Origin of the sequence: Ectopseudomonas khazarica, assembly GCF_004521985.1 — a bacterium.
Lineage (GTDB): Bacteria > Pseudomonadota > Gammaproteobacteria > Pseudomonadales > Pseudomonadaceae > Aquipseudomonas > Aquipseudomonas khazarica.
In genome coordinates, this window is sequence record NZ_SBHZ01000006.1 from 114,101 (window position 1) to 135,857 (window position 21,757).

26 protein-coding genes are annotated in these 21,757 nt (G+C 65.0%); 10 read left to right on the forward strand and 16 right to left on the reverse strand.

Translation table 11 applies throughout. From position 1 onward, the window contains the following. Positions 1-24: 24 nt before the first annotated feature. Positions 25-879 (forward strand): RNA polymerase sigma factor RpoH, encoded by an 855-nt coding sequence (gene rpoH, locus EPK82_RS09510; protein WP_037056445.1) that lies wholly within the window; start codon positions 25-27, stop codon positions 877-879. Between the two features lie 61 nt (positions 880-940). Further along, entirely contained in the window at positions 941-1,549 is a 609-nt protein-coding gene (locus tag EPK82_RS09515) for a hypothetical protein (RefSeq protein ID WP_134676419.1), read from the forward strand. Between the two features lie 6 nt (positions 1,550-1,555). Here EPK82_RS09515 and mtgA read toward each other — a convergent pair whose 3' ends face one another. Further along, a complete protein-coding gene (mtgA, locus tag EPK82_RS09520) occupies positions 1,556-2,284 on the reverse strand; it encodes a monofunctional biosynthetic peptidoglycan transglycosylase (RefSeq protein WP_134676420.1) in 729 nt (242 codons plus the stop codon). 211 nt (positions 2,285-2,495) lie between these two features. Between mtgA and EPK82_RS09525 the strand changes: the two genes are divergently transcribed. The 5 genes from EPK82_RS09525 (at position 2,496) to EPK82_RS09545 (ending at position 6,427) form a co-directional block, all read left to right on the forward strand. Further along, the gene (locus EPK82_RS09525; RefSeq protein WP_037056587.1) at positions 2,496-2,867 is read left to right on the forward strand and encodes a DUF423 domain-containing protein; all 372 of its coding nucleotides are present in this window, start codon (positions 2,496-2,498) and stop codon (positions 2,865-2,867) included. Between the two features lie 102 nt (positions 2,868-2,969). After that, positions 2,970-3,170 (forward strand): sulfur carrier protein ThiS, encoded by a 201-nt coding sequence (gene thiS, locus EPK82_RS09530; RefSeq protein WP_037056584.1) that lies wholly within the window; start codon positions 2,970-2,972, stop codon positions 3,168-3,170. 19 nt (positions 3,171-3,189) lie between these two features. Then, the gene (locus EPK82_RS09535) at positions 3,190-3,984 is read left to right on the forward strand and encodes a thiazole synthase (protein WP_037056582.1); all 795 of its coding nucleotides are present in this window, start codon (positions 3,190-3,192) and stop codon (positions 3,982-3,984) included. Positions 3,985-4,204: 220 nt separating this feature from the next. Next, positions 4,205-4,921, forward strand: a complete 717-nt coding sequence (gene trmB, locus EPK82_RS09540) for a tRNA (guanosine(46)-N7)-methyltransferase TrmB (protein ID WP_037056580.1) — start codon at positions 4,205-4,207, stop codon at positions 4,919-4,921. A gap of 162 nt (positions 4,922-5,083) precedes the next feature. Continuing rightward, the gene (locus EPK82_RS09545) at positions 5,084-6,427 is read left to right on the forward strand and encodes a DUF1329 domain-containing protein (RefSeq protein ID WP_134676421.1); all 1,344 of its coding nucleotides are present in this window, start codon (positions 5,084-5,086) and stop codon (positions 6,425-6,427) included. A 7-nt stretch (positions 6,428-6,434) separates the two neighbouring features. On the opposite strand, the gene EPK82_RS09550 is transcribed toward EPK82_RS09545, so the two are convergent. The 13 genes from EPK82_RS09550 to EPK82_RS09610 all read right to left on the reverse strand — a co-directional run bounded on the left by EPK82_RS09550 (position 6,435) and on the right by EPK82_RS09610 (position 16,639). Beyond that, positions 6,435-6,863, reverse strand: coding sequence for a GNAT family N-acetyltransferase (locus tag EPK82_RS09550; RefSeq protein ID WP_134676422.1), 429 nt, complete (start codon positions 6,861-6,863; stop codon positions 6,435-6,437). 78 nt (positions 6,864-6,941) lie between these two features. Then, positions 6,942-7,265 carry a DUF3392 domain-containing protein gene (locus EPK82_RS09555; protein WP_037056572.1) on the reverse strand — a complete coding sequence of 108 codons (324 nt, stop codon included), beginning with the start codon at positions 7,263-7,265 and terminating at the stop codon, positions 6,942-6,944. 93 nt (positions 7,266-7,358) lie between these two features. Then, complete coding sequence (hemW, locus tag EPK82_RS09560; RefSeq protein WP_134676423.1) at positions 7,359-8,513, reverse strand: radical SAM family heme chaperone HemW; 1,155 nt, start codon at positions 8,511-8,513, stop codon at positions 7,359-7,361. A gap of 30 nt (positions 8,514-8,543) precedes the next feature. Beyond that, on the reverse strand, positions 8,544-9,086 hold the full coding sequence (locus EPK82_RS09565; RefSeq protein ID WP_231499351.1) for a DUF3916 domain-containing protein: 543 nt from the start codon (positions 9,084-9,086) through the stop codon (positions 8,544-8,546). Between the two features lie 5 nt (positions 9,087-9,091). Next, entirely contained in the window at positions 9,092-9,697 is a 606-nt protein-coding gene (gene rdgB / locus EPK82_RS09570) for an RdgB/HAM1 family non-canonical purine NTP pyrophosphatase (protein ID WP_047585834.1), read from the reverse strand. Further along, positions 9,690-10,106, reverse strand: coding sequence for a DUF4426 domain-containing protein (locus EPK82_RS09575; protein ID WP_134676424.1), 417 nt, complete (start codon positions 10,104-10,106; stop codon positions 9,690-9,692). The genes rdgB and EPK82_RS09575 overlap by 8 nt, the downstream gene beginning before the upstream one ends. A 14-nt stretch (positions 10,107-10,120) precedes the next feature. After that, positions 10,121-10,741 (reverse strand): methionine biosynthesis protein MetW, encoded by a 621-nt coding sequence (metW, locus tag EPK82_RS09580; RefSeq protein ID WP_037056553.1) that lies wholly within the window; start codon positions 10,739-10,741, stop codon positions 10,121-10,123. A gap of 2 nt (positions 10,742-10,743) precedes the next feature. Next, positions 10,744-11,883, reverse strand: a complete 1,140-nt coding sequence (gene metX, locus EPK82_RS09585; RefSeq protein ID WP_037056551.1) for a homoserine O-succinyltransferase MetX — start codon at positions 11,881-11,883, stop codon at positions 10,744-10,746. A gap of 152 nt (positions 11,884-12,035) precedes the next feature. Beyond that, positions 12,036-14,003, reverse strand: coding sequence for a dynamin-like GTPase family protein (locus EPK82_RS09590; RefSeq protein ID WP_134676425.1), 1,968 nt, complete (start codon positions 14,001-14,003; stop codon positions 12,036-12,038). A 209-nt stretch (positions 14,004-14,212) separates the two neighbouring features. Then, on the reverse strand, positions 14,213-14,503 hold the full coding sequence (locus EPK82_RS09595; RefSeq protein ID WP_037056545.1) for a DUF167 domain-containing protein: 291 nt from the start codon (positions 14,501-14,503) through the stop codon (positions 14,213-14,215). Positions 14,504-14,507: 4 nt separating this feature from the next. Next, on the reverse strand, positions 14,508-15,101 hold the full coding sequence (locus EPK82_RS09600; RefSeq protein WP_037056544.1) for a YggT family protein: 594 nt from the start codon (positions 15,099-15,101) through the stop codon (positions 14,508-14,510). Between the two features lie 9 nt (positions 15,102-15,110). Then, positions 15,111-15,929: a pyrroline-5-carboxylate reductase gene (proC, locus tag EPK82_RS09605; RefSeq protein ID WP_037056542.1), complete on the reverse strand. Its 819-nt coding sequence runs from the start codon at positions 15,927-15,929 to the stop codon at positions 15,111-15,113. A gap of 17 nt (positions 15,930-15,946) precedes the next feature. Next, positions 15,947-16,639 carry a YggS family pyridoxal phosphate-dependent enzyme gene (locus tag EPK82_RS09610; protein WP_134676426.1) on the reverse strand — a complete coding sequence of 231 codons (693 nt, stop codon included), beginning with the start codon at positions 16,637-16,639 and terminating at the stop codon, positions 15,947-15,949. 215 nt (positions 16,640-16,854) lie between these two features. On the opposite strand from EPK82_RS09610, the gene EPK82_RS09615 reads away from it, so the two are divergent. After that, on the forward strand, positions 16,855-17,889 hold the full coding sequence (locus tag EPK82_RS09615; protein ID WP_037056538.1) for a type IV pilus twitching motility protein PilT: 1,035 nt from the start codon (positions 16,855-16,857) through the stop codon (positions 17,887-17,889). Between the two features lie 81 nt (positions 17,890-17,970). Further along, positions 17,971-19,116 (forward strand): PilT/PilU family type 4a pilus ATPase, encoded by a 1,146-nt coding sequence (locus EPK82_RS09620; protein WP_037056536.1) that lies wholly within the window; start codon positions 17,971-17,973, stop codon positions 19,114-19,116. On the opposite strand, the gene EPK82_RS09625 is transcribed toward EPK82_RS09620, so the two are convergent. After that, positions 19,082-19,966 (reverse strand): TIGR03915 family putative DNA repair protein, encoded by an 885-nt coding sequence (locus EPK82_RS09625; RefSeq protein ID WP_134676427.1) that lies wholly within the window; start codon positions 19,964-19,966, stop codon positions 19,082-19,084. The genes EPK82_RS09620 and EPK82_RS09625 overlap by 35 nt on opposite strands. Beyond that, the gene (locus EPK82_RS09630) at positions 19,966-21,177 is read right to left on the reverse strand and encodes a putative DNA modification/repair radical SAM protein (protein ID WP_134676428.1); all 1,212 of its coding nucleotides are present in this window, start codon (positions 21,175-21,177) and stop codon (positions 19,966-19,968) included. Before EPK82_RS09630 ends, EPK82_RS09625 begins: the two co-directional genes overlap by 1 nt. Before the next feature lie 147 nt (positions 21,178-21,324). On the opposite strand from EPK82_RS09630, the gene EPK82_RS09635 reads away from it, so the two are divergent. Next, positions 21,325-21,723 (forward strand): NINE protein, encoded by a 399-nt coding sequence (locus EPK82_RS09635; RefSeq protein ID WP_037056528.1) that lies wholly within the window; start codon positions 21,325-21,327, stop codon positions 21,721-21,723. Positions 21,724-21,757 lie beyond the last annotated feature (34 nt).

A 21,757-nucleotide genomic window follows, 5' to 3' on the forward strand; every position in this document is an offset into this window, starting at 1 on the left:
AGTTTCGTGAATCGGAGGATTCGAATGTCCACTTCCTTGCAACCTGTTCATGCTCTGGTTCCAGGCGCCAACCTGGAAGCATACGTGCATGCGGTCAACAGCATTCCGCTGCTGACGCCCGAGCAGGAGCGTGAACTGGCCGAAAATCTCTACTACCAGCAGGATCTCGAGGCCGCCCGCCAGATGGTGCTGGCCCACCTGCGTTTCGTGGTGCATATCGCGCGCAGCTACTCCGGCTACGGTCTGGCCCAGGCCGACCTGATCCAGGAGGGCAACGTCGGCCTGATGAAGGCGGTCAAGCGCTTCAACCCGGAAATGGGCGTGCGCCTGGTGTCCTTCGCCGTGCACTGGATCCGTGCGGAAATCCACGAGTTCATCCTGAAGAACTGGCGCATCGTCAAAGTGGCCACCACCAAGGCCCAACGCAAGCTGTTCTTCAACCTGCGCAGCCAGAAGAAGCGTCTGGCCTGGCTGAACAACGATGAAGTGACCGCCGTGGCCGAGAGCCTGGGCGTCGAGCCGCACGAAGTGCGCGAGATGGAAAGCCGCCTGACCGGTCAGGACATGGCCTTCGATCCGGCCGCCGATGCCGACGACGACAGCGCCTACCAGTCGCCCGCGCACTATCTGGAAGACCATCGCTACGACCCGGCCCGCCAGCTCGAGGACGCCGACTGGAGCGACAGCTCCAGCAGCAACCTGCACGAAGCGCTGGAAAGCCTGGACGAGCGCAGCCGCGACATTCTCTACCAGCGCTGGCTGGCCGAGGAGAAGGCGACGCTGCATGACCTGGCCGCCAAGTACAATGTGTCGGCCGAGCGTATTCGCCAGCTGGAGAAGAACGCCATGAACAAGCTCAAGGGCTGTATCGCCGCCTGAGCCTGTCGAGCCAACGAGAAGCCGCACCTGGGTGCGGCTTTTTTCTGCCTGGAGCCATCGTGTGAACAAGCCACCCCTGAGAGCACAACACGGGCTCCTGTTCATCGTCGTGGCCGTGCTGTTCTTCGCCTGGGGCGCCTGGCTGATGCGCAACACCGAGGTCCAGCCGGTTGCCAACCTGCAGACCTGGCGCGACGCGCTCCTGCAGCCTCTGGCGGACGATCATCTGCAACTGGCGGATCTCCAGCGTCTGGCCCCCGGTGAGCTGTGGCTGGAACCGCGCCTGGATGGGGCGCGTCTGAGCTACCGTGCCAGGCTTCAGGGAGAGGAGGGTGAATGGTCGCTGCAGGCCGTGCTGGCGTTGAGCGACAGCCAGCGTGACAGCCTGATGGCGGCGCAAGGGTTGCGCCCGGGCGACGCCGAGCAGGTATTGCCCGCTGTACTCGTCGAGCAGATGGCGCGTTTCTCCATCGCCAGTCTGAACCTTGGCGCCCCGGCGTCACTGGCCAGCGAACGTCTGGCTGCCAGCCTGGGGCAGCCGCGTCTCAGCCTGGAGCTGGCAGAGGGACAAGCCTGGGTCTACCCGCAGTGGGGGCTGACGGTGCACCTGCGTGGTGACGACATCGCGCTGCTGCATGCGCTCCCGCGCAAGGCCTTTCGCAGTCGCTAGGGCGCCTTACAGCCAGCCTGGCCACCAGTGCGGATACCTGGGCTTGAGCTGGTTGAGGTAGTGGCCGCCCCCCAGCTGGTTCATCTGCTGGCGGATCCAGGCGGAGCGACGCAGGATGTAGCCATCCGGGCGGCCCGCGCTCCAGCGCAACGGGTTGGGCAGCACGGCGGCCAGCTGGCTGGCCTGCTGGCGATTCAGGTAGGGCGCGCCGACGCCGAAGTGATGCTGTGCGGCGGCCTCGGCGCCGAAGACGCCGTCACCCCATTCCACGCTGTTGAGGTACACCTCGAGAATGCGCTCTTTCGACCAGAGCAGCTCGATCAGCGCGGTGAACCAGGCTTCCAGGCCCTTGCGCAGCCAGCTGCGGCCGGACCAGAGGAACAGATTCTTCGCCACTTGCTGACTCAGCGTGCTGGCGCCGCGCAACGAGCCGCCATTCTGGTTGTGCTGCAGCGCGGCCTGGATGGCGCCGAGATCGAAGCCCCAGTGGTTGGCGAACTTCTGGTCTTCCGCGGCGATCACCGCCATCTTCAGGCTGTCCGGCAGCTCGTTCCATGGCCGCCACCGGCGCTTGAGTTCGAGGGGCTGCTCGCTGCCCCAGGACTCGATCTTGCGTTCGATCATCAGGGCCGTGCCGGGTGGCGGCACCCAGCGCAGGGCGAGCACCAGCAGCACGCTGGCCAGGATCAGCCAGAGCAGGAGTTTCAGCAGGCGGTGGGTCAGTGCTCGGAGCATGAGGCTTCGCAGTTATGAAATCAGCCGCTATTAAAACAAAAAATCGCCTGGAGCGATTTTTGACGTCGCTCCGCGACGGCCCGAAGGGTTGCCGCCAGGGATGGCAGACAACAAAAAGCGCTGGATCAGCCGCGGGTGTGACAATAACAGCCACTGCGCCCGCCGGCGCAGTGGTTAAACTGCGTCCACGTCGACCTCATCAGGAGTTTCCATGGCCCGCCTCTGGTTGCTGTTATCCGCTTTCGCCGGCTTTACCGGTGTCGCCCTGGGCGCCTTCGCGGCTCATGGCCTGAAACACAAGCTGACGCCCGACTACCTGGCGGTGTTCCAGACGGGGACGCATTACCAGCTGGTGCATGCGCTGGCGCTGTTCGGTGTCGGCCTGCTGGCCCTGCATGTGCCGGGACGCCTGGTCAATCTGGCCGGCACGGCGTTCGCCGTGGGCATCGTGCTGTTCTCGGGCAGCCTCTACGGGCTCACCCTCAGTGGCATCGGCAAGCTGGGCATGATCACCCCGTTCGGTGGTGTGGCCTTCCTCGTCGGCTGGCTGTGTCTGGGGCTGAGCGCCTGGAAAATGACCTGACCCTGGCGTCAGATACGAGGACGAATGGCGCCTTTTAGCCTTGGTAGCGGCTGGCTATCGGGCTAGAATGCCGGCCCTCTTTCTAGTTATGACCGAGCCGTCATGCGCATTCAATTGAATGGTGAACCCTTCGAACTGCCGGAAAATCAGAGCGTCGCCGACCTGTTGGTTCGCCTCGATCTGACCGGCCGTCGCGTGGCGGTCGAGCTCAACCTGGACATCGTTCCACGCAGCCAGCACGACAGCACGCCGCTCGCCGAAGGCGACCAGGTGGAAGTGGTGCACGCCATCGGCGGCGGTTGATCCCTCTGAGGAGTTTCCCATGAGCCAAGTTCGCAGCGACAAGCCCTTCGTACTGGCCGGTCGTACCTTCCAGTCGCGTCTGCTGGTCGGCACCGGCAAGTACAAGGATATGGACGAAACCCGTGATGCCATCGCCGCTTCCGGCGCCGAGATCGTCACCGTGGCGGTGCGCCGTACCAACATCGGCCAGAATCCGGGTGAGCCGAACCTGCTCGACGTGATCAGCCCCGACAAGTACACCATCCTGCCCAATACCGCCGGCTGCTTTGATGCGGTCGAGGCCGTGCGCACCTGCCGCCTGGCGCGCGAGCTGCTCGATGGTCACAACCTGGTGAAGCTGGAAGTCCTGGCTGACCAGAAGACCCTGTTCCCCAATGTCATCGAAACCATCAAGGCCGCCGAAGTGCTGGTCAAGGACGGCTTCGACGTGATGGTGTACACCAGCGACGACCCGATCATCGCCCGCCAACTGGCCGAGATCGGCTGCATCGCGGTGATGCCGTTGGCCGGCCTGATCGGCTCTGGCCTGGGCATCTGCAACCCGTACAACCTGCGCATCATCCTCGAGGAGGCCAAGGTGCCGGTGCTGGTCGATGCCGGTGTGGGCACGGCCTCCGATGCCGCCATCGCCATGGAGCTGGGCTGCGAGGGCGTGCTGCTCAACAGCGCCATCGCCCACGCGCAGGACCCGATCCTCATGGCGCGCGCCATGCAGCATGCGGTCGAAGCCGGTCGTCTGGCCTACCTGGCCGGGCGCATGCCGAAGAAACTCTATGCCAGCGCCTCATCCCCGCTGGATGGCCTGATCAAGTAAGGACGATTGACTGCGCGTCGGCCTCGCCGCGTCAAAACAGGCTCGGAACGCCGCTTGCGGCTGACGCACTTTCCAGTGCGGCCGTGAAGCGAGTAACGCTCATGTGCTTCGCCACCGTCGTCCGCGACGCCGAGCGTTCCTTGCCTGTTCCGTCGAAGGCAGTGCAGGCCTTGCATGGCTCCGGCCCGCGAAATCGTAAAGCATTCTAGAAGAGCACAGCATGACTGACACCCAACAGCCCGAACTGACCGAAGACGGTCGCCAGCGCCGTACCATCAAGAGTTTCGTGATGCGTGCCGGGCGCATGACCGAAGGCCAGCAGCGCGGCCTGGACAAGGGCTGGCCGCTGTTCGGCCTGGAGCTGGAAGACGGCCTGCGTGATTTCGACCAGGTCTTCGGCCGCAGCGCGCCGCGCACCTTCGAGATCGGTTTCGGCATGGGCCATTCCACCCTGGAAATGGCTGCGGCTGCGCCGGAGCATGACTTCATCGGCGTCGAAGTGCACAAGCCGGGTGTGGGCGCACTGCTCAACGGGGTGATGACGCAGAACCTGAGCAACCTGCGCGTCTACAGCTGCGATGCCCTGGAAGTGCTGCGCGACTGCGTGGCCGATGCCAGCCTGGATCGCGTGCTGCTGTTCTTCCCCGACCCGTGGCACAAGGCCCGTCACCACAAGCGCCGCATCGTCCAGCCGGCCTTCGCCGAACTGGTCCGCAGCAAGTTGAAGGTCGGCGGGGTGCTGCACATGGCCACGGACTGGGAGAACTATGCTGAGCACATGCTCGAGGTGATGAGCGCTGCGCCTGGTTATCGCAACCTGGCCGCCGATGGCACCTACGTGCCACGCCCCGAGGAGCGCCCGGTGACCAAGTTCGAGCGCCGCGGCGAGCGTCTCGGGCATGGCGTGTGGGACCTCAAGTTCCAGCGTCAGGAGTAAGACCACGCTGCTTGCGATTGACCGGCAGGATGCACGATTAGATCGGGACAACCCGACGGCCAGGATGGCGCCTCACCTCAGAACACAACAACGATAAGCACGCTCACAGAGGGCGTGCAGGTATTGGCGACGCCGCTGTCATGGCGTCGCGAGGAGAGCATTGTGTTGAGATCGGTTTCCCTTCTTCTGCTGACTGCCCTGGCATTTCAGGCGCAGGCCAAGATCGATGCCAGCCAGGCAGCCCGCCTGGGGCAGGACCTGACCCCGCTGGGTGGCGAGCGCGCAGGCAATGCCAGCGGCACCATCCCTGCCTGGACCGGTGGCCTGGCCACGCCGCCTGCGGGCTACCGGCCGGGCATGCATCACCCTGATCCCTATGCCGACGACAAACTGCTGTACCGCGTCGACAGCCAGAACCTGGCGCAATACGAGCAACTGCTGCCGGTTGGCTTGAAGACGCTGCTGCAGCAGAACCCCAGCTACTACCTGCGGGTGTTCCCGACCCGTCGCAGTGCGGCGGCGCCCCAGCGGATCTACGACGCGACGCGTTTCAATGCGCTCAACGCCGAACTGATCTCCGGTGGCAACGGTGTGCAGGGCGCTGCGGCCGGCGTGCCCTTCCCGTTGCCGCAGAACGGCCAGGAAGCCATCTGGAACCACATCATGCGCTACCGTGGCGACCAGATCAGCATGGCCACCAACCAGGCCGCCGTGCTCGCCAATGGCAGCTACAACCTGCTCAAGCTCGAGCGTGACATCTACTTCCTCTATGGGCGCGATGGCGTTGCCCCGCAGGACCTGGACAACACCCTGTTCTACTACAAGTACAAGGTGGTGGCGCCGGCCAAGCTGGCCGGCTCGGCCCTGGTGGTGCAGGAGACCCTCGACCAGGTCCTGGCCATTCGCAAGGCCTGGCGTTTCAACCGTGGCGAACGCCGCGTACGGCGCCTGCCGATGCTCGCCTACGACACCCTGCAACCGGATACCAACGGCATGGCCACCGCCGACCAGGTGGACTCCTACAACGGTGCGCCGGATCGCTACGAATGGCAGCTGCTGGGCAAGCGCGAGATGCTGATGCCCTACAACAGCTATGCCGTGCACCAGCGCGGTATTCCCTACGCCGACATCCTGCAGGCCAAACACGTCAACCCGGAGCTGTTGCGCTACGAGCTGCACCGCGTCTGGGTGGTGGAAGCCGAGCTGCGCAAGGGCTTCAGCCATCCCTACGGCAAGCGGCGTTTCTACCTGGACGAGGACAGCTGGCAGATTCTCGCCGTCGACCTGTATGACCGCAGCGGCGCGTTGATCGGCCTGCAGGAGGCGCACCCGATCAGCTACTACGACGTGCCGATGTTCGGCTCGACCCTGGAGACCATCTACGACCTCAAGGGTGGGCGCTACTTCGCCGACGGCCTCGACAACAACGAGCCGATGTACGACTTCAATGCCAAGTTGAGCCCGCGCGACTTTACCCCGCAGGCCCTGCGCCGCGAAGGCAACTGAAGCCGCCTCAGGGGCGCGACCAGGCCATCGTCAGCTGCGCCTGGCCGGTGTGCGGGTCGTGCCCCTGAGCGATCACCTCGAAACCGGCGCGACGGTAGAAGGCGGTTGCCCGCCCGTTGGCCTGGTAGACATCCAGCTCGAGCCGCGTGCGCTCGGCCATGACGGCCTCCAGCAACTGCAGGCCCAGGCCGCAGCCCTGCTGCTCCGGGCTGACGAACAGCGCCGCGAGGCGCCCCTCATGCACGGATGCAAAGGCCAGGGGCGTGCCGCCCTGTTCCAGCACCAGTGTTTCGGCCTGCGGCAGATAGTGCTCGCGCATCGCGCCGAGCTGATCGCGCCAGAATGCCTCGGGCACGAAGTCGTGGGCCTGTAGCGAGGCGCTCAGCCAGATGTCGAGCATCGCGTCGCAGTCAGTGTTCAGGTAGGGGCGGATCATGCTGACGTCTTTGTCGGGTCGAGTGCTGTGTATGGCGCCGCTGCCGGTGGTCGCTCACCGGCACTGGCGTGAGTCGGGCTAGTTGCGATCGGCGAGGATGCCGATGACCACGAAGATCAGAATCAGCACCGGTGCCAGGGTGAAGTTGTTGAAGTACGTCAGGCCCTTGGTCAGCCAGGGCGTGAGGAAGATGATCGCCAGGCCGTAGCCGACCGCGCAGAAGATCACGAACAGCAGGGTTCGCAGGACGAAATTGAGATTGCCGATGGTGCGCTGGACCCAGGCATTGATCAGCGGGCCGAACAGCACCAGCAGGGTGGCCATGATGGCCAGGGAGATGTCGCTGAGGTGGCTGCGACTCCAGCGTGACAGGGTGACGATCAGGTCCAGTAGCAGATCCATGCAGGCTCCTTGGTAACGGTCGGTGCAGCACTGCCGGTGGCTGCACGAGCGAAGCGCACAAGCCTACCGGATTGCGGCCCTGCAGTGGGTGATCTAGGCCAGGAACAGCTGCAGCAGGTCGTTGAGAAACAGCTGGCCCCTGGCCGTGGCGACCAGGCGCCTGTCGTCGGCCTGCAGCAGGCCCAGGCGTTCGCCCTCGCGCCGTGCGCCGTCGAGCTGTGCGAGTGGCAGGCCGGTGCGCTGGCTGAACAGCTCGACAGGCGCGCCCTCGGTCAGGCGCAGCACGTTCATCAGGAATTCGAACGGCAGCTCCTCGGCATCCAGCACGCGTTCGCCGGCCTGGTAGGCCTTGCTCGGGTCGAGGTAGTCCTTGGGCAGGCGCGTCTTCCAGGTTCGCAGGATGCGCCCGTCCGGTGTGCTCCGCTTGGCGTGGGCGCCGGCGCCGATGCCGAGAAAGTCACCGAAGGTCCAGTAGTTGAGGTTGTGCCGTGCCTGCCGCCCAGGACGGGCATAGGCGGAGACCTCGTACTGGGCGTAGCCCTCGGCGGCCAGCAGGGCCTGGCCGGCTTCCTGGATGTCCCACAGCAGGTCGTCCTCGGGCAGCTGCGGCGGCTGGCTCCAGAACACCGTGTTCGGTTCCATGGTCAGCTGGTACCAGGACAGGTGCGTCGGGGCCTGGGCGATGGCCGTGCGCAGGTCGAACAGGGCGTCCTCGATGCTCTGCTCGGGCAGACCGTGCATCAGGTCGAGGTTGAAGTTGTCGAAGCCGGCGGCGCGCGCCATGTCGGCGGCACGAATCGCCTCGTCGCCATTGTGGATACGGCCCAGTGCCTTGAGCTTGGCCTCCTGGAAACTCTGCACGCCGATCGACAGGCGATTGATGCCGAGGCTGCGGTAGCCCTTGAACTTGGCCTGCTCGAAGGTGCCCGGATTGGCTTCCAGGGTGATCTCGATGTCGTCGGCGAAGGCGATGCGTCGCTCGACGCCCTCCAGCAAGCGCCCCAGCGCCCGGTCGGAGAACAGGCTGGGCGTGCCACCGCCGAAGAAGATCGAGGTCAGCGGTCGGCCATGGGCATGCTGCAGATCGCTGTCGAGATCGGCGAGCAGCGCGTCGACGTACTCCTCTTCCGGCAGGGTCGGCCCGGCCGCGTGGGAGTTGAAGTCGCAATAGGGACATTTGCGCACGCACCACGGGATGTGGATGTAGAGCGCGAGGGGAGGCAGCAGGAAGTGAGAGACGTTGGGCACAGTAGGGCAACGGGATGCAGTAACGGGCGGCTATCGTGGCATGACTTCACCGAAGTACCAACGCTGGGCGATGAAGCGCCCATTAGGTTGGTCTTCGTCGAGGTAGTCGATTTCGGTGCCCAGCTCGCCACAGCCATCTGCCAGTTGCAGTGACCAGGCTTTGGATAGGCTCAGTGGTGCCAGATGGCGGCTATTGCCATACTCGCTCACCGAGGCGCGGGTGTGAGCCTGGAAGTAATCCTCATCCAGATACAAGCACACTTCGCTGGTGAAAAAATCAGGTAGGCAGATTACGGCCGTCACCCGCCAGTTCTCTGCCTCTGGTGGTTTGGAACGCATCAGATGCTGGCAGGCATTGATCAATGCCTGAGCGCAGCGAGCTTGAATCTGGGGATTGGTGTGCCGTCCCTCGACGAGGCTGAATAGCACGGGAATTTTCCAGTTCCAGTAGCGCTCGCCGGCAGGAATGCTCTGCGGAAAGTTGTCCTCAAAGCATGCTGCCCAATGATCTAGCGCCTTCAGCCGACGAGCAACACCGCGTGGTTTCTTGCTGAGAATCAGGCGTCTGACCAAGGCGATTACAGCCCCAGGCGCTGCTTGAACAGTGCCATGGCGCGGGCGCGGTGGCTCAGGCGGTTCTTCTGTTCGGCTGGCAGTTCGGCGCTGGAGCAGCCGCTTTCCGGCACCCAGAACAGTGGGTCGTAGCCGAAGCCGTGTTCGCCGCGCGCCTCATGCAGGATGCTGCCGTGCCACAGGCCTTCGCAGAGGATCGGCAGCGGGTCGTCGGCATGGCGCACCAGGGCCAGGGCGCAGACGAACTGCGCGCCGCGCTGGGCATCCGGCACGTCTTTCAGGGCGTCGAGCAGCTTGGCGTTGTTCGCCGCATCGCCCTTGCCATCGGCGTAGCGCGCGGAGTAGATGCCGGGCGCGCCTCCCAGGTAATCCACCGCCAGGCCGGAGTCGTCGGCCAGCGCCGGCAGGCCGGAGATGCGTGCGGCGTTGCGCGCCTTGAGGATGGCGTTCTCGACGAACGACAGGCCGGTCTCCTCCGGCTCGACCTGGCTGAATTCGCCGATCGAGCGCACGCGCACGGCGTCGCCGAGCATGGCCTGCAGCTCCTTGAGCTTGCCGGCGTTGTGGCTGGCCAGTACCAGTTCCTTGAAGCCATTCACGGGGTCAGTCATCCGGGAACATTTCCTGGTTGAAGGTGATGCGGTGTACGTCGTCGCCCTGACGCACGTTCAGGGTGAAGCTCAGCACTTCGCGCGTCTTGAACGGGAACTGCGCCAGGTAGTAGATGGCATCGCCCTCGCTGACCTGACGGAAGCTGAGCGCGGTGCTCTTGCCCAGCAGGTCCTTCACCTCGCCGGCGACCACGGCGGTGCTGGCCTTGCCGGCCTTGAGCACGGCGACGTTGATCACGCCCTGGGTCTTGCTGCGGGTCAGGCCGGCGGCTGCGGCGATGTCCGGTTGGATGAAGCTGGAGTTGAAGACGCTGTAGTGGACGTCGAGATCGCCGAAGCTCTGCTTGCGTTCTGCGGCAGCCGGCAAGGCCAGGCACAGGGCGATCAGGAAGGGGATGATGCGGCGCATGGTGTTCTCCTCGTTCAGACCGCGACGCGGCGGGCGGCAGGCTCCGCACCGCTGATGCGATAGATGCCGATCTCGCCCAGCAGGTTGGGCCAGGCGCGGCTTGCAAGGCCATGGCGGTGTTCGCGGTCCACTGCCAGGCGTTCTTCCACACGTGCTCCTTGAGCATGGCACAGGCGCTCGAAGTCTTCGAAGGTGCAGAAGTGAATGTTTGGTGTGTTGTACCAGGTGTAGGGCAGGAAGTCCGAAACCGGCATGCGACCTTTTGTCGTCAGGTACCAGCGGCAGCGCCAGTGGCCGAAGTTGGGGAAGGTGATGATGCAGGTCTTGCCGACACGCAGCATCTCGGCCAGCACCTTGTCCGGGTAGTGCAGCGCCTGCAGCGACTGGGTCATCACCACCACGTCGAAGCTGTTGCTGGCGAAGTTGCCGAGCCCCAGGTCGAGGTTCTGCTCGATGACGTTGACGCCGCGCTCGATGCACAGGGCGATCTTGTCCGGGTCGATCTCCAGGCCGTAACCGGAAACCTGCTTGTTGTCGCGCAGCCAGGCGAGCAGCTCGCCGTCGCCGCAGCCCAGGTCGAGCACGCGACTGCCCGGGGCGATCCACTCCTGGATGATGTCCAGATCCGCTCGCATGCTCATACCTCGATTCGCTTCATGTAACTGCCGAACGCCTGCAGGTAGCGCGGGATCGGCATGAGGAAGGCGTCATGGCCTTGCGGGGCGTCGATCTCCAGGTAGCAGACGTTCTTCTTCGCCGCCGTCAGGGCGTCGACGATTTCCCGCGAGCGGGCGGGGGAGAAGCGCCAGTCGGTGGTGAAGGACATCAGGCAGAAATCCGCCTTGGCCACGGCCAGGGTCTGCGCCAGGTCGCCATCCTGTGCGGCGGCCGGGTCGAAGTAGTCCAGCGCCTTGGTCATCAGCAGGTAGGTGTTGGCGTCGAAGCGACCGGAGAACTCCTCGCCCTGGTAGCGCAGGTAGCTCTCGACCTGGAACTCGACGCTGTGGAAATCGTAGTTGAGCTTCTCGCTCTTCAGGCCACGGCCGAATTTCTCGCCCATGGCGTCATCGGACAGGTAGGTGATGTGGCCGACCATGCGCGCCAGCATCAGGCCGCGCTTGGGAATCACGCCCTGCTCCTGGAAATGGCCGCCATGGAACTCCGGGTCGGTGAGGATGGCCTGGCGCGCCACTTCGTTGAAGGCGATGTTCTGTGCCGACAGCTTGGGCGCCGAGGCGATGGCCAGACAGTGACGCACGCGCTCCGGGTAGCTGATGGTCCACTGCATGGCCTGCATGCCACCGAGGCTGCCACCGATCACGGCGGCCCAGCGCTCGATACCGAGCTGGTCGGCCAGGCGTGCCTGGCTGTGCACCCAGTCTTCCACGGTCATCACCGGGAAGTCGGCGCCGTAGGGCTTGCCGGTGGCCGGGTTGGCGCTGCCGGGGCCGGTGGAACCGTTGCAGCCGCCGAGGTTGTTGAGGCTGACGACGAAGAACTTTCGGGTGTCGATGGGCTTGCCGGGGCCGATGCAGCTGTCCCACCAGCCGGGTTTGCGGTCGTCCGGGCTGTGGTAGCCGGCGGCGTGGTGGTGACCGGACAGGGCATGGCAGATCAGCACGGCATTGCTGCGTGCGGCGTTGAGTTCGCCATAGGTTTCGACGACCAGTTCGTACTCGGTCAGGCTGCGGCCGCAGGCCAGGGCCAATGGTTCGCTGAACTTGAACACCTGGGGACTGACCAGGCCGACGGAATCTTCGGGAAAGGCAGTGGGCATGGAGTCGCTGCTAAGGAGTCGGAGGAGGGCGCCAGTCTAAAGAGCGAGGCTGGCAGCGGCAAGCGAGCGGGCGCTCCCTCTGCGCGCCACGCCGCGCCCCAGGTGCGCGGCGCGAGGTGAACGGCCAGCGCGTGTCGTCGTGGCTTGCCGGGTCAGCGGCGTACTGCGGTTGGCAGGTTCACCACCTTGCCCTGGCGCTGCACGGGCGCCGGCCGCCGCAGGATGCGCAGCATGTCGGCAGCCTGGGCCAGTTGCTGCTCCAGCTCCTCCTTGTAGCGCGCCAGTTGCTGGCTGCGCTTGCGCGTCTGCTGGGTTTCCTGGGCCAGTGCCTTGAGCCGCAGCATGTGGCTTTCCAGCATCTGCTTGTGTTCCAGCGTGTGCTGCATCAGCGGCATCAGGGCGTCGGCCGCCCAATGTTCGGCATCCCGGCGCAGGCGCTGGTGCAGGCCGATCACTTCCTGCGCCAGGGTGGCGAAGAAGCGGCGGGTGAGGCTGCGCTGCTCGGTCAGCAGCGTCTTGACGTGCAGGCGGAACTGGTCGCCCTTGGCCTGCAGCTTGTTCAGCTCGCGCAGGTAGCGCTGGATCTTGAACTGCGGCGCATCGACACCGTTCAGCGGGTTGTCTTCGTTGTGCCGGCGGTAGATGGCAGCGACCATCTTGTTGGCCATCTCGGCCTCGTGCTGCAGGTTGTGCAGGTCGTGCTCCACGCTGCGGAAGAAGTGCAGGATGGCCTGGTTGATGCCCAGGGTGGTCCAGCTGCCGGTGAGGTTGCGGCGCACGGCACCGAGGTGCTCGTCCAGGCGTTCGCTGCGCGCGGCGTGGCGCAGCAGCTGGCCCTGGCGGTTGAGCAGGCGCTGGTTGGTCTTCAGACCGAGCAGGCGCTTGTGATGCAGGGTGTGGTCTTCCTTGGTCTTGGCGGTCAGCTCGAACAGCAGCTGGCCATTGTCCTGCTGATGGTTGCCGAGCAGGGCGAGCTGTTCGCTGACTTTCTCCAGGCGCAGGTTGAGCACGTGCTGGCTGTTGTTCAGCAGGGCCAGGACCTGGCGTACCACGTGGTCCTCGATCAGGCGCTCCTTCTGCGCCACGATGCGCTCGCAGAGCAGGGTCTCCAGCTGCGTCATCTGGCTGCGGGCCAGCAGCTCTTCGTCCTTGCGCACCTTGGCCAGCAGCGCCTGCTTGGCCGAGAGCGGCAGCACGTCCTGCTGGGCGATGCCCAGCTGCTTGGCGGTTGCGCTCTGGATCTGGCTGATGGCGTTCTGCACGAAGGCTTCGCCGGCCAGGTCGTCCCACAGCACGTCGATCTTGTTCAGGACGGCGAACAGGCAGGTCTGGGTGTCTTCGTCGAGCTGGCGGATATGCTGCTGCCAGATGCTCATGTCGCTGGCCGTGACGCCACTGTCTGCGGCCAGCAGGAAGATGATCGCCTGGGCGTTGGGCAGCATCGACAGGGTCAGTTCCGGCTCGCTGCCCAGGGCGTTCAGGCCGGGGGTGTCGAGAATGCGCAGGCCCTGGCGCAGCAGCGGGTGGTCGAAGTTGACCATGGCGTGACGCCAGGCCGGTACCAGCACCTGGCCGCGTTTGCCGGTGCCCTCGAGCATGTCCGGGTGGAAGCCGAGCTGGATCGCCTGTTCCACCGGCATGGGCTTGGTCTTGGCCACCTGGCTGAAGGCCAGGGCCATGTTGGCCGGGTCGCTGGTGTCCAGCGGGATGTTCACCCAGTGCCGGGGAATGCGCTTGAACTGCGCGACGCTGGCGGAGGCCGTGCGCGTTTCGATCGGCAGCAGGCGGATGTAGGGGCGTTCCGAGCGGGGGTCGAAGAACAGCTCGGTGGGGCACATGGTGGTGCGCCCGGCGTGCGAGGGCAGCATGCGCTGGCCGTACTCGGAGAAGAACAGGCTGTTGATCAGCTCGGTCTTGCCGCGGGAGAACTCACCGACGAAGGCCAGGGTGATGTGATCGGTGCGCAGGATCTTCAGCGCGCGTTCGAGCTTGGCCTGAACGGCGTCGGAGTTGAGGCGGTTCTGTTCCAGCCAGCTGCGATAGCGCGTGATCTCGCGCATCAGCTCGCGCTTCCAGGCAACGTAGGCGTCGACCTGTTGGCTGAGACGTTCCATGCTCATCCTGGCTCTCCTGTCGCAAGGGCAGCGACTTGCCGGTTAAGGGGTTGAGTGGCTACGCGCTCACCGTCGTCGTGACGGGGCACGGGTTGGCCGCCAGGACGCACGGCATTCGCAAGAATATTCTGCATTATGCGAGACGCGAAGCTGGCGTCAATTGCCTGCCTGTCAGTCCCGCCTTATGGTCGGGTATGGGGGCTGAGCGGTCATGTTCAGGCGCGCTGCAGTCCCGGCAGGGGCGGCAGGCTTTTCGGGGCATGGATACGCAGGCGCTTCTGGCGGTTGAGCTCGCCGCTTTCCAGGCTCACCTGGCTCTTGGCAACGCCGAAGGCCTTGGCCAGGAACGCCTGCAGCTGCGCGTTGGCCTTGCCCTCCACCGGCGGCGCGGTCAGGCGGATCTTCAGCCGCTCACCATGCAGCCCGGCGAACTCGTCCTTGCTCGCCTTGGGCTGCAGGTGACAGTCGAGGATCAGGTCCTCGCCGTCCCAGCGGAAGTAGCTCACCGCCTCAGAGGAACGGGCTGAGCATCGGCGGCAGGCCGGTGTAGGCCGCCAGGCTGCCGATGATGAAGCGGTCCGCGAGGTTGATCGCGATGAACGCGAAGATCGGCGAGATGTCCAGGCCGCCGAGGTTCGGCAGCAGGCGGCGGAAGGGCGCCAGCAGCGGCTCGCAGATCTGGTTCACCAGCTGGGCGCCGGGGTTGTAGCTGCCCGGTGCGACCCAGGAGAGGATCACGCTGACGATCAGGGCGAAGAAGAACACCTTGAGGAACAGCGAGGTCACGCCGATCACCGACCACACCAGCAGCTGCAGGATGAAGCCGCCGACGTTGTAGCCCATCAGGGTCAGGGTGACCACCATCAGGACCAGCTGGACCAGGATGGCCAGGACCAGCGAGGCCAGGTCCAGCCCGGAGAAGCCGGGGATGATCCGGCGCAGCGGCGTCAGCAGCGGCTGGGTGGCCTTGACCACGAACTGGCTCAGCGGGTTGTAGAAGTCGGCCCTGACCAGCTGCAGGATGAAACGCAGCAGCACGATCAGCAGGTACAGGCTGCCGAGGGTCTGGATGATGTAGATCAGCGCTTCGATGAGTCCGGACATGCTGTCTCCTTATTGACCGAGCTGTTCGGCCAGTTCGGCGGAACGGTTGGCGGCGGCATTGAGTGCCTGTTGCACCAGCGCTTCGAAGCCGCCGGCCTGGAAGGTTTTGATCGCCGCTTCGGTGGTGCCGTTCGGCGAGGTGACGCGGCGGCGCAGCTCGGCTGCGTCGACATCGCTCTCGCTGGCCATGCGTGCGGCGCCCAGTGCGGTCTGGATGCTCAGCTGCGCGGCGGTCTCGCGCGGCAGGCCGAGCTGCTCGCCGGCAGCGGTCATCGCCTCGATCAGCAGGAAGAAATAGGCCGGGCCGCTGCCGGAAACGGCGGTCACGGCGTCGAGCTGGCTTTCCTCGTCCAGCCACAGGGCCAGGCCCACGGCGCTCAGGACCTGCTCCGCCTGCGCCTTCTGCGCACTGCTGACTCTTGGGTTGGCGAACAGGCCGGAAACGCCCTGGCGCAGCAGGGCCGGCGTATTGGGCATGCAGCGCACCAGCGGGCGTTCGCCCAGCCAGCCTTCCAGGCTGGCGCAACTGATGCCGGCGGCGATGGAGATGATCACCTGGTTGGGCGCGAGGTGTGGCGCCAGGTCCAGGCAGACCGCTTTCATGACCTGCGGCTTGACCGCCAGCACGATCAGGTCGGCGCCGGCGATGGCCTCGGCGTTGTTGCCGAAAGTGGCGATGCCGTGTGCCTGTTGCAGGCGCTCACGCTGCTCGGTGCCTGGTTCGCTGGCACGGATGGCGCTGGCCTCCACTCCCTGGGCGCGCAGGCCGCCAATCAGGCTGGCGGCCATGTTGCCGGCGCCGACGAAGGTGATGATCGGGTTGCTCATTGCAGGAATTCCTTCATTCAGTGAGTGGGCTGGCCGTAGTCGCGGGCGCCGAACAGGGCGGTGCCGATGCGTACCCAGGTGGCGCCTTCGGCGATGGCGGCCTCCAGGTCATGGCTCATGCCCATGGACAGGGTGTCGAGGTTCAGCGCCAGGTCGTCGCGCAACTGGCGCAGACGAGCGAAGGCGGCGTGTTGCGCGGCGATATCGTCGGTGGCTTCGGGAATCGCCATCAGCCCGCGCAACCTGAGGTTGGGCAGGGCGCTGATGGCCCTGGCCAGCTCCGGCAGTTCCTCGGGGCTGCAGCCGGATTTGCTGGCCTCGAGGCTGACGTTGACCTGCAGGCAGATGTTCAGCGCGGGCAGGTGCGCCGGGCGCTGGTCGGACAGGCGTTGGGCGATTTTCAGGCGATCCACCGAATGTACCCAGTCGAAATGCTCGGCGATGGGCCGGGTCTTGTTCGACTGAATGGGGCCGATGAAGTGCCAGATCAAGGGCAGGTCGCTCAAAGCGGCCTGTTTTTCCAGGGCTTCCTGCAGGTAGTTCTCGCCAAAATCGCGCAGGCCGGCGGCATGGGCCTCGCGAACGGCGTCCGCAGGCTTGGTCTTGCTCACCGCCAGCAGGCCGATATCCTGCAAATTGCGCTGCGAGGCTTGCGCCGCCTCACGGATGCGCGCTCCGACCTTTGCAATATTCTCTGCTATCGTGGACATTACTTGCGCTCTATCAGCCCTGCCGTTCGAGAGGGTGTCTACACGTCGCTGTGCCCGGCCATGCCGCGCTGGAATCAGCCGAAAAATGCTCATGTACGGCTCGTACGTGCCACTTTTCGCCTGATTGCACCCCGCCTGACCGCTGCGCGCTGCCGTGTGAACACCGTCCAATGGGTCGCGGCATTCTACCTGCTTGCTTGTAATTGGGGAGTCCCATGGATATCACTGAGCTGCTTGCCTTCAGCGCCAAGCAAGGCGCGTCGGATTTGCACCTCTCGGCCGGTCTGCCGCCGATGATCCGCGTAGACGGCGATGTTCGCCGCATCAACCTGCCGCCGCTGGATCACAAGCAGGTGCATGCGCTGATCTACGACATCATGAATGACAAGCAGCGCAAGGATTTCGAAGAGTTCCTCGAGACCGACTTCTCCTTCGAAGTGCCTGGCGTCGCGCGTTTCCGGGTCAACGCCTTCAACCAGAACCGTGGCGCCGGTGCGGTGTTCCGTACCATTCCGTCCAAGGTACTGACCATGGAAGACCTCGGCATGGGCGACGTGTTCCGCAAGATCACCGACGTGCCGCGCGGCCTGGTGCTGGTCACCGGCCCGACCGGTTCGGGCAAGTCGACCACCCTGGCGGCGATGCTCGACTACCTCAACAGCAACAAGTACCACCACATCCTCACCATCGAAGACCCGATCGAATTCGTTCACGAGTCGAAGAAGTGCCTGGTCAACCAGCGCGAGGTGCACCGCGATACCCACGGCTTCTCCGAAGCCCTGCGCTCGGCACTGCGGGAAGACCCGGACATCATCCTGGTCGGTGAGATGCGTGACCTGGAGACCATCCGTCTGGCGCTGACCGCCGCGGAAACCGGTCACCTGGTCTTCGGCACCCTGCACACCACCTCCGCCGCCAAGACCATCGACCGGGTGGTCGACGTGTTCCCGGCCGAGGAGAAATCGATGGTTCGCTCGATGCTCTCCGAATCGCTGCAGGCGGTGATCTCGCAGACCCTGCTGAAGAAGATCGGCGGTGGTCGTGTGGCCGCTCACGAAATCATGATCGGTACGCCGGCCATCCGTAACCTGATCCGTGAGGACAAGGTCGCGCAGATGTACTCGGCGATCCAGACCGGTGGTGCGCTGGGCATGCAGACCCTCGATGCCTGCCTCAAGACCCTGGTCAGCAAGGGGTTGGTCAGCCGCGACAGTGCGCGGGAAAAGGCCAAGACCCCGGAAAACTTCTAAACCGTTCGGCCGGCGCGTGTGGAGCACGCCCGCATGCGCCGCTGAGTGCCGAACAGTGCGTGTGGATTTGCGAGAGCGACGATGGAATTCGAAAAACTGCTGCGCCTGATGGTCGAAAAAGGTGGCTCCGACCTGTTCATCACTGCCGGCGTGCCGCCGTCGATGAAGGTCAACGGCAAGATCATGCCCGTGACCAAGAACCCCATGTCGCCGGAGCAGACTCGCGAAACCGTGCTCGGCGTGATGAACGAGGCGCAACGCCGCGATTTCGCCGAGAACCACGAGTGCAACTTCGCCATCAGCGCGCGCGGCATCGGTCGCTTTCGCGTCAGTGCCTTCTACCAGCGCAACCTGGTGGGCATGGTGCTGCGTCGCATCGAGACCAACATCCCCACCATCGATGACCTCAAGCTGCCGGAAATTCTCAAGAAGCTGGCGCTGACCAAGCGCGGCCTGGTGCTGTTCGTCGGTGCGACCGGTACCGGTAAGTCCACCTCGCTGGCGGCGATGATCGGCTACCGCAACAAGAACAGCAGCGGCCACATCATCTCCATCGAAGACCCGATCGAGTACATCCACCAGCACCAGAACTGCATCGTCACCCAGCGCGAGGTCGGCATCGACACCGAGTCCTTCGAGGTGGCGCTGAAGAACACCCTGCGTCAGGCGCCGGACGTGATTCTCATCGGTGAGGTGCGCACCCGCGAGACCATGGACCACGCCGTGGCATTCGCCGAGACCGGCCACCTGTGCCTGGCGACCCTGCACGCCAACAACGCCAACCAGGCGCTGGACCGCATCATCAACTTCTTCCCGGCGGACCGGCAGAACCAGGTGTGGATGGACCTGTCGCTCAACCTCAAGGCCATCGTTGCCCAGCAGCTGGTGCCGACTCCGGATGGCAAGGGCCGCCGCGCGGTGATCGAGGTGCTGATCAACACCCCGCTGGCTGCCGACCTGATCCGCAAGGGTGAGGTGCACGAGCTCAAGGGCCTGATGAAACGCTCCACCGAGCAGGGCATGCAGACCTTCGACCAGGCGCTGTACAACCTCTACACCCAGGGCGAGATCACCTACGAGGATGCCTTGCTCTACGCCGACTCGGCGAACGACCTGCGCCTGATGATCAAGCTCGGTTCGGAGACCGATGGCGACCACCTCACCAGCATGGCCAAGGGCCTGGAGCTGGAGGTCAGCGAGGAAGATCCGGGGCGTCGCTTCCGCTGATGTCTGAGAGGGGACGCAAGGCGTCCCCTTCGTTCATCCGGGCAATGCGTTTGCCCTTCCTGCCGGCCAGCACCCGTGCCTGGCCATCGCGCTGGGCACCGGCGCGCGCCTCGCTCATCAACTGCGGGATCAGCGGGCCTTCCGGCAGGTTCTTCCAGAACCTCAGCGGCAAGTGCTGCTGCATGGCCGTGCGATTGAGCCGCGCCGGGTTGAAGGTGCTGCCGTAATAGGCGCGCCACAGCGCCTGACCACTGTCATCGGGTTGCTGCGCCCAATCCTGCCATTGGGCCGGACAGTGCCGCTCGTGCTGCAGGCACTGGCCATCCCAGTACACGCCGTCACGTGGCGTCGCGATCAGCCAGCTGTGCTTGCCCAGGCGTTCGGCGAAATGACCGCTGGCCGCGGCGAGGATGTCGTGAGCGGGCTCGAACCAGGCGACGAAGTCCGGCGCAGCGGGGGCCACGCATGGCTGGAAGCGCACGAAGGCATGCAGGTGATGGGCTTCGCGGCGCACGGCCTTGAGGCGACGGTGCAGCTCGCTGCCGTCGGGGTCGCCGGCCAGCACGGCGCTGCGCTCACCCTGGACGAAGCGCCAGAGCACGCGGTAGAGCAGGCTCCAGCGCTCATCGCCGCGATACTGCGCGGCGCTCTCCAGCAGTTCCAGCAGCTCGGGCGATACGCGCAGGCGTCCGCTGGGTTCCTGCGTCCGCTCGGCAGGCTGGTCGAACAGACCGGGGGCCGCCTCGTCGTCCTGCCATTGCAGCTGATGCGGCGCCAGGCCTTGCAGCAGGGCACGGCGCGCCACCTGGCGCCAGGTGGCGAAGGTGCCGTCGAAGCGCAGGCCGTGCATCACCACAGCGCCATCTGCGCCGGGGTATCGCGCAGTTGCTGGCGCAGCACCACGGACTCGTGTTCGCCACGCGGCGGCCGGTAATCCTGGGTGACGATGAACGGCTTGGCCTTCTCCAGCACGCAGCGCAGGCGGGTCAGGTCTTCGAAACGGATGCGTCGTTCCCGCCTCAGCGCCCCCAGGCGGCGTGCACTCAGCACGCCGATGCCCGGGACGCGGGCGATCAGGGTTTCGTCGGCGCGGTTGAGGTCGACGGGAAACTGCTCGCGGTTGGCCAGTGCCCAGGCCAGCTTGGGGTCGATGTCCAGCGCCAGGTTGCCGGGGCCGTCGAGCAGCTCGGTGGCGCTGAAGCCGTAGCCGCGCATGAGGAAGTCGGCCTGGTACAGGCGGTGTTCGCGCAGCAGTGGCGGGGCTTCGAACGGCACGCTCCCGGGGCTCTGCGGAATCGGGCTGAAGGCCGAGTAGTAGACGCGGCGCAGGCGGTAGTCGTGGTACAGGCTCTGGGCGTTGTGCAGGATGGTGCTGTCATCGGTGGCGTCGGCGCCGACGATCATCTGCGTGCTCTGCCCGGCCGGGGCGAAGCGCGGTGCCCGCCGTTCTTCCCGTGCTTCGCGTTCGCCCTGGTGGATGTTGTGCATGGCCTGGTGAATGCTGCCGACGTTCTTCTCCGGGGCGAGGCGGACCAGGCTGGTCTCGGTGGGCAGCTCGATGTTGACGCTGAGGCGGTCGGCATACAGGCCGGCCTCGGCGATCAGCTCCGGCGCGGCGTCGGGAATGGTCTTGAGGTGGATGTAGCCACGGAACTGGTGCTGTTCGCGCAGCAGCCTGGCGACGCGGATCAGCTGCTCCATGGTGTAGTCGGCCGAGCGGATGATGCCGGAGCTGAGGAACAGGCCGCTGATGCAGTTGCGCTTGTAGAAGTCGAGGGTCAGGGTGACCACTTCCTCGGGGGTGAAGCGCGCACGTGGCACGTCACTGGAGCGGCGATTGATGCAGTACTGGCAGTCGTACAGGCAGAAATTGGTCAGCAGGACCTTGAGCAGCGCCACGCAGCGGCCATCCGGCGTGTAGCTGTGGCAGATGCCCATGCCGTTGGTCGAGCCGATGCCGTCCTTGCCCCTGGAACTGCGCTTGGGTGCGCCGCTGCTGGCGCAGGAGGCGTCGTACTTGGCGGCGTCGGCGAGGATGGTGAGTTTTTCGATCAGTTGCATGGCGGGCGATATCGATACTGTTTTTTTATACAGTATATGGGCGCCGTACAGCTATCAAGCAGTTCGTCCTGTTGCCTTGCCGTGGCAGGCATGCAACCTTCGCCTGGCGCGCAGCGTCTGAATCGTATCTCGCACAAGGAGTTCCTCATGCAACGACAGGACACGCACAGCAAGCTGATCGGCTACCTGCTGTGGATCTTCGGTTTCCTCGGTTCGCACCGTTTCTACTACGGCAAGCCGGTCACCGGCACCATCTGGTTCTTCACCCTCGGCCTGTTCTTCATCGGCTGGATCATCGACCTGTTCCTGATCCCCTCGATGGACCGCGAGGCCGACCTGCGCTTCACCGCCGGCGACACCGACTACAACGTGGCCTGGATCCTGCTGACCTTCCTTGGTGTGTTCGGCGTGCATCGCATGTACCAGGGCAAGTGGATCACCGGGATCATCTACCTGTTCACCGGCGGTCTGTTCCTGATCGGCGTGCTCTACGATTTCTGGACGCTGAACACGCAGGTCTCGCTGAAGAACGCGCAGCGCGCTTGAGCGGCAGAGGCCGGCGCTATGTACGGTCTGCTCC

Bases quoted from the DNA above. Each gene is read 5' to 3' on its own strand.
- rpoH (WP_037056445.1), top strand. From the start codon at position 25: ATGTCCACTTCCTTGCAACCTGTTCATGCTCTGGTTCCAGGCGCCAAC.
- mtgA (WP_134676420.1), bottom strand. From the start codon at position 2,284: ATGCTCCGAGCACTGACCCACCGCCTGCTGAAACTCCTGCTCTGGCTG.
- EPK82_RS09525 (WP_037056587.1), top strand. From the start codon at position 2,496: ATGGCCCGCCTCTGGTTGCTGTTATCCGCTTTCGCCGGCTTTACCGGT.
- thiS (WP_037056584.1), top strand. From the start codon at position 2,970: ATGCGCATTCAATTGAATGGTGAACCCTTCGAACTGCCGGAAAATCAG.
- EPK82_RS09535 (WP_037056582.1), top strand. From the start codon at position 3,190: ATGAGCCAAGTTCGCAGCGACAAGCCCTTCGTACTGGCCGGTCGTACC.
- trmB (WP_037056580.1), top strand. From the start codon at position 4,205: ATGACTGACACCCAACAGCCCGAACTGACCGAAGACGGTCGCCAGCGC.
- EPK82_RS09550 (WP_134676422.1), bottom strand. From the start codon at position 6,863: ATGATCCGCCCCTACCTGAACACTGACTGCGACGCGATGCTCGACATC.
- EPK82_RS09555 (WP_037056572.1), bottom strand. From the start codon at position 7,265: ATGGATCTGCTACTGGACCTGATCGTCACCCTGTCACGCTGGAGTCGC.
- rdgB (WP_047585834.1), bottom strand. From the start codon at position 9,697: ATGACTGACCCCGTGAATGGCTTCAAGGAACTGGTACTGGCCAGCCAC.
- EPK82_RS09575 (WP_134676424.1), bottom strand. From the start codon at position 10,106: ATGCGCCGCATCATCCCCTTCCTGATCGCCCTGTGCCTGGCCTTGCCG.
- metW (WP_037056553.1), bottom strand. From the start codon at position 10,741: ATGCGAGCGGATCTGGACATCATCCAGGAGTGGATCGCCCCGGGCAGT.
- metX (WP_037056551.1), bottom strand. From the start codon at position 11,883: ATGCCCACTGCCTTTCCCGAAGATTCCGTCGGCCTGGTCAGTCCCCAG.
- EPK82_RS09590 (WP_134676425.1), bottom strand. From the start codon at position 14,003: ATGAGCATGGAACGTCTCAGCCAACAGGTCGACGCCTACGTTGCCTGG.
- EPK82_RS09600 (WP_037056544.1), bottom strand. From the start codon at position 15,101: ATGTCCGGACTCATCGAAGCGCTGATCTACATCATCCAGACCCTCGGC.
- proC (WP_037056542.1), bottom strand. From the start codon at position 15,929: ATGAGCAACCCGATCATCACCTTCGTCGGCGCCGGCAACATGGCCGCC.
- EPK82_RS09610 (WP_134676426.1), bottom strand. From the start codon at position 16,639: ATGTCCACGATAGCAGAGAATATTGCAAAGGTCGGAGCGCGCATCCGT.
- EPK82_RS09615 (WP_037056538.1), top strand. From the start codon at position 16,855: ATGGATATCACTGAGCTGCTTGCCTTCAGCGCCAAGCAAGGCGCGTCG.
- EPK82_RS09620 (WP_037056536.1), top strand. From the start codon at position 17,971: ATGGAATTCGAAAAACTGCTGCGCCTGATGGTCGAAAAAGGTGGCTCC.
- EPK82_RS09625 (WP_134676427.1), bottom strand. From the start codon at position 19,966: ATGCACGGCCTGCGCTTCGACGGCACCTTCGCCACCTGGCGCCAGGTG.
- EPK82_RS09630 (WP_134676428.1), bottom strand. From the start codon at position 21,177: ATGCAACTGATCGAAAAACTCACCATCCTCGCCGACGCCGCCAAGTAC.
- EPK82_RS09635 (WP_037056528.1), top strand. From the start codon at position 21,325: ATGCAACGACAGGACACGCACAGCAAGCTGATCGGCTACCTGCTGTGG.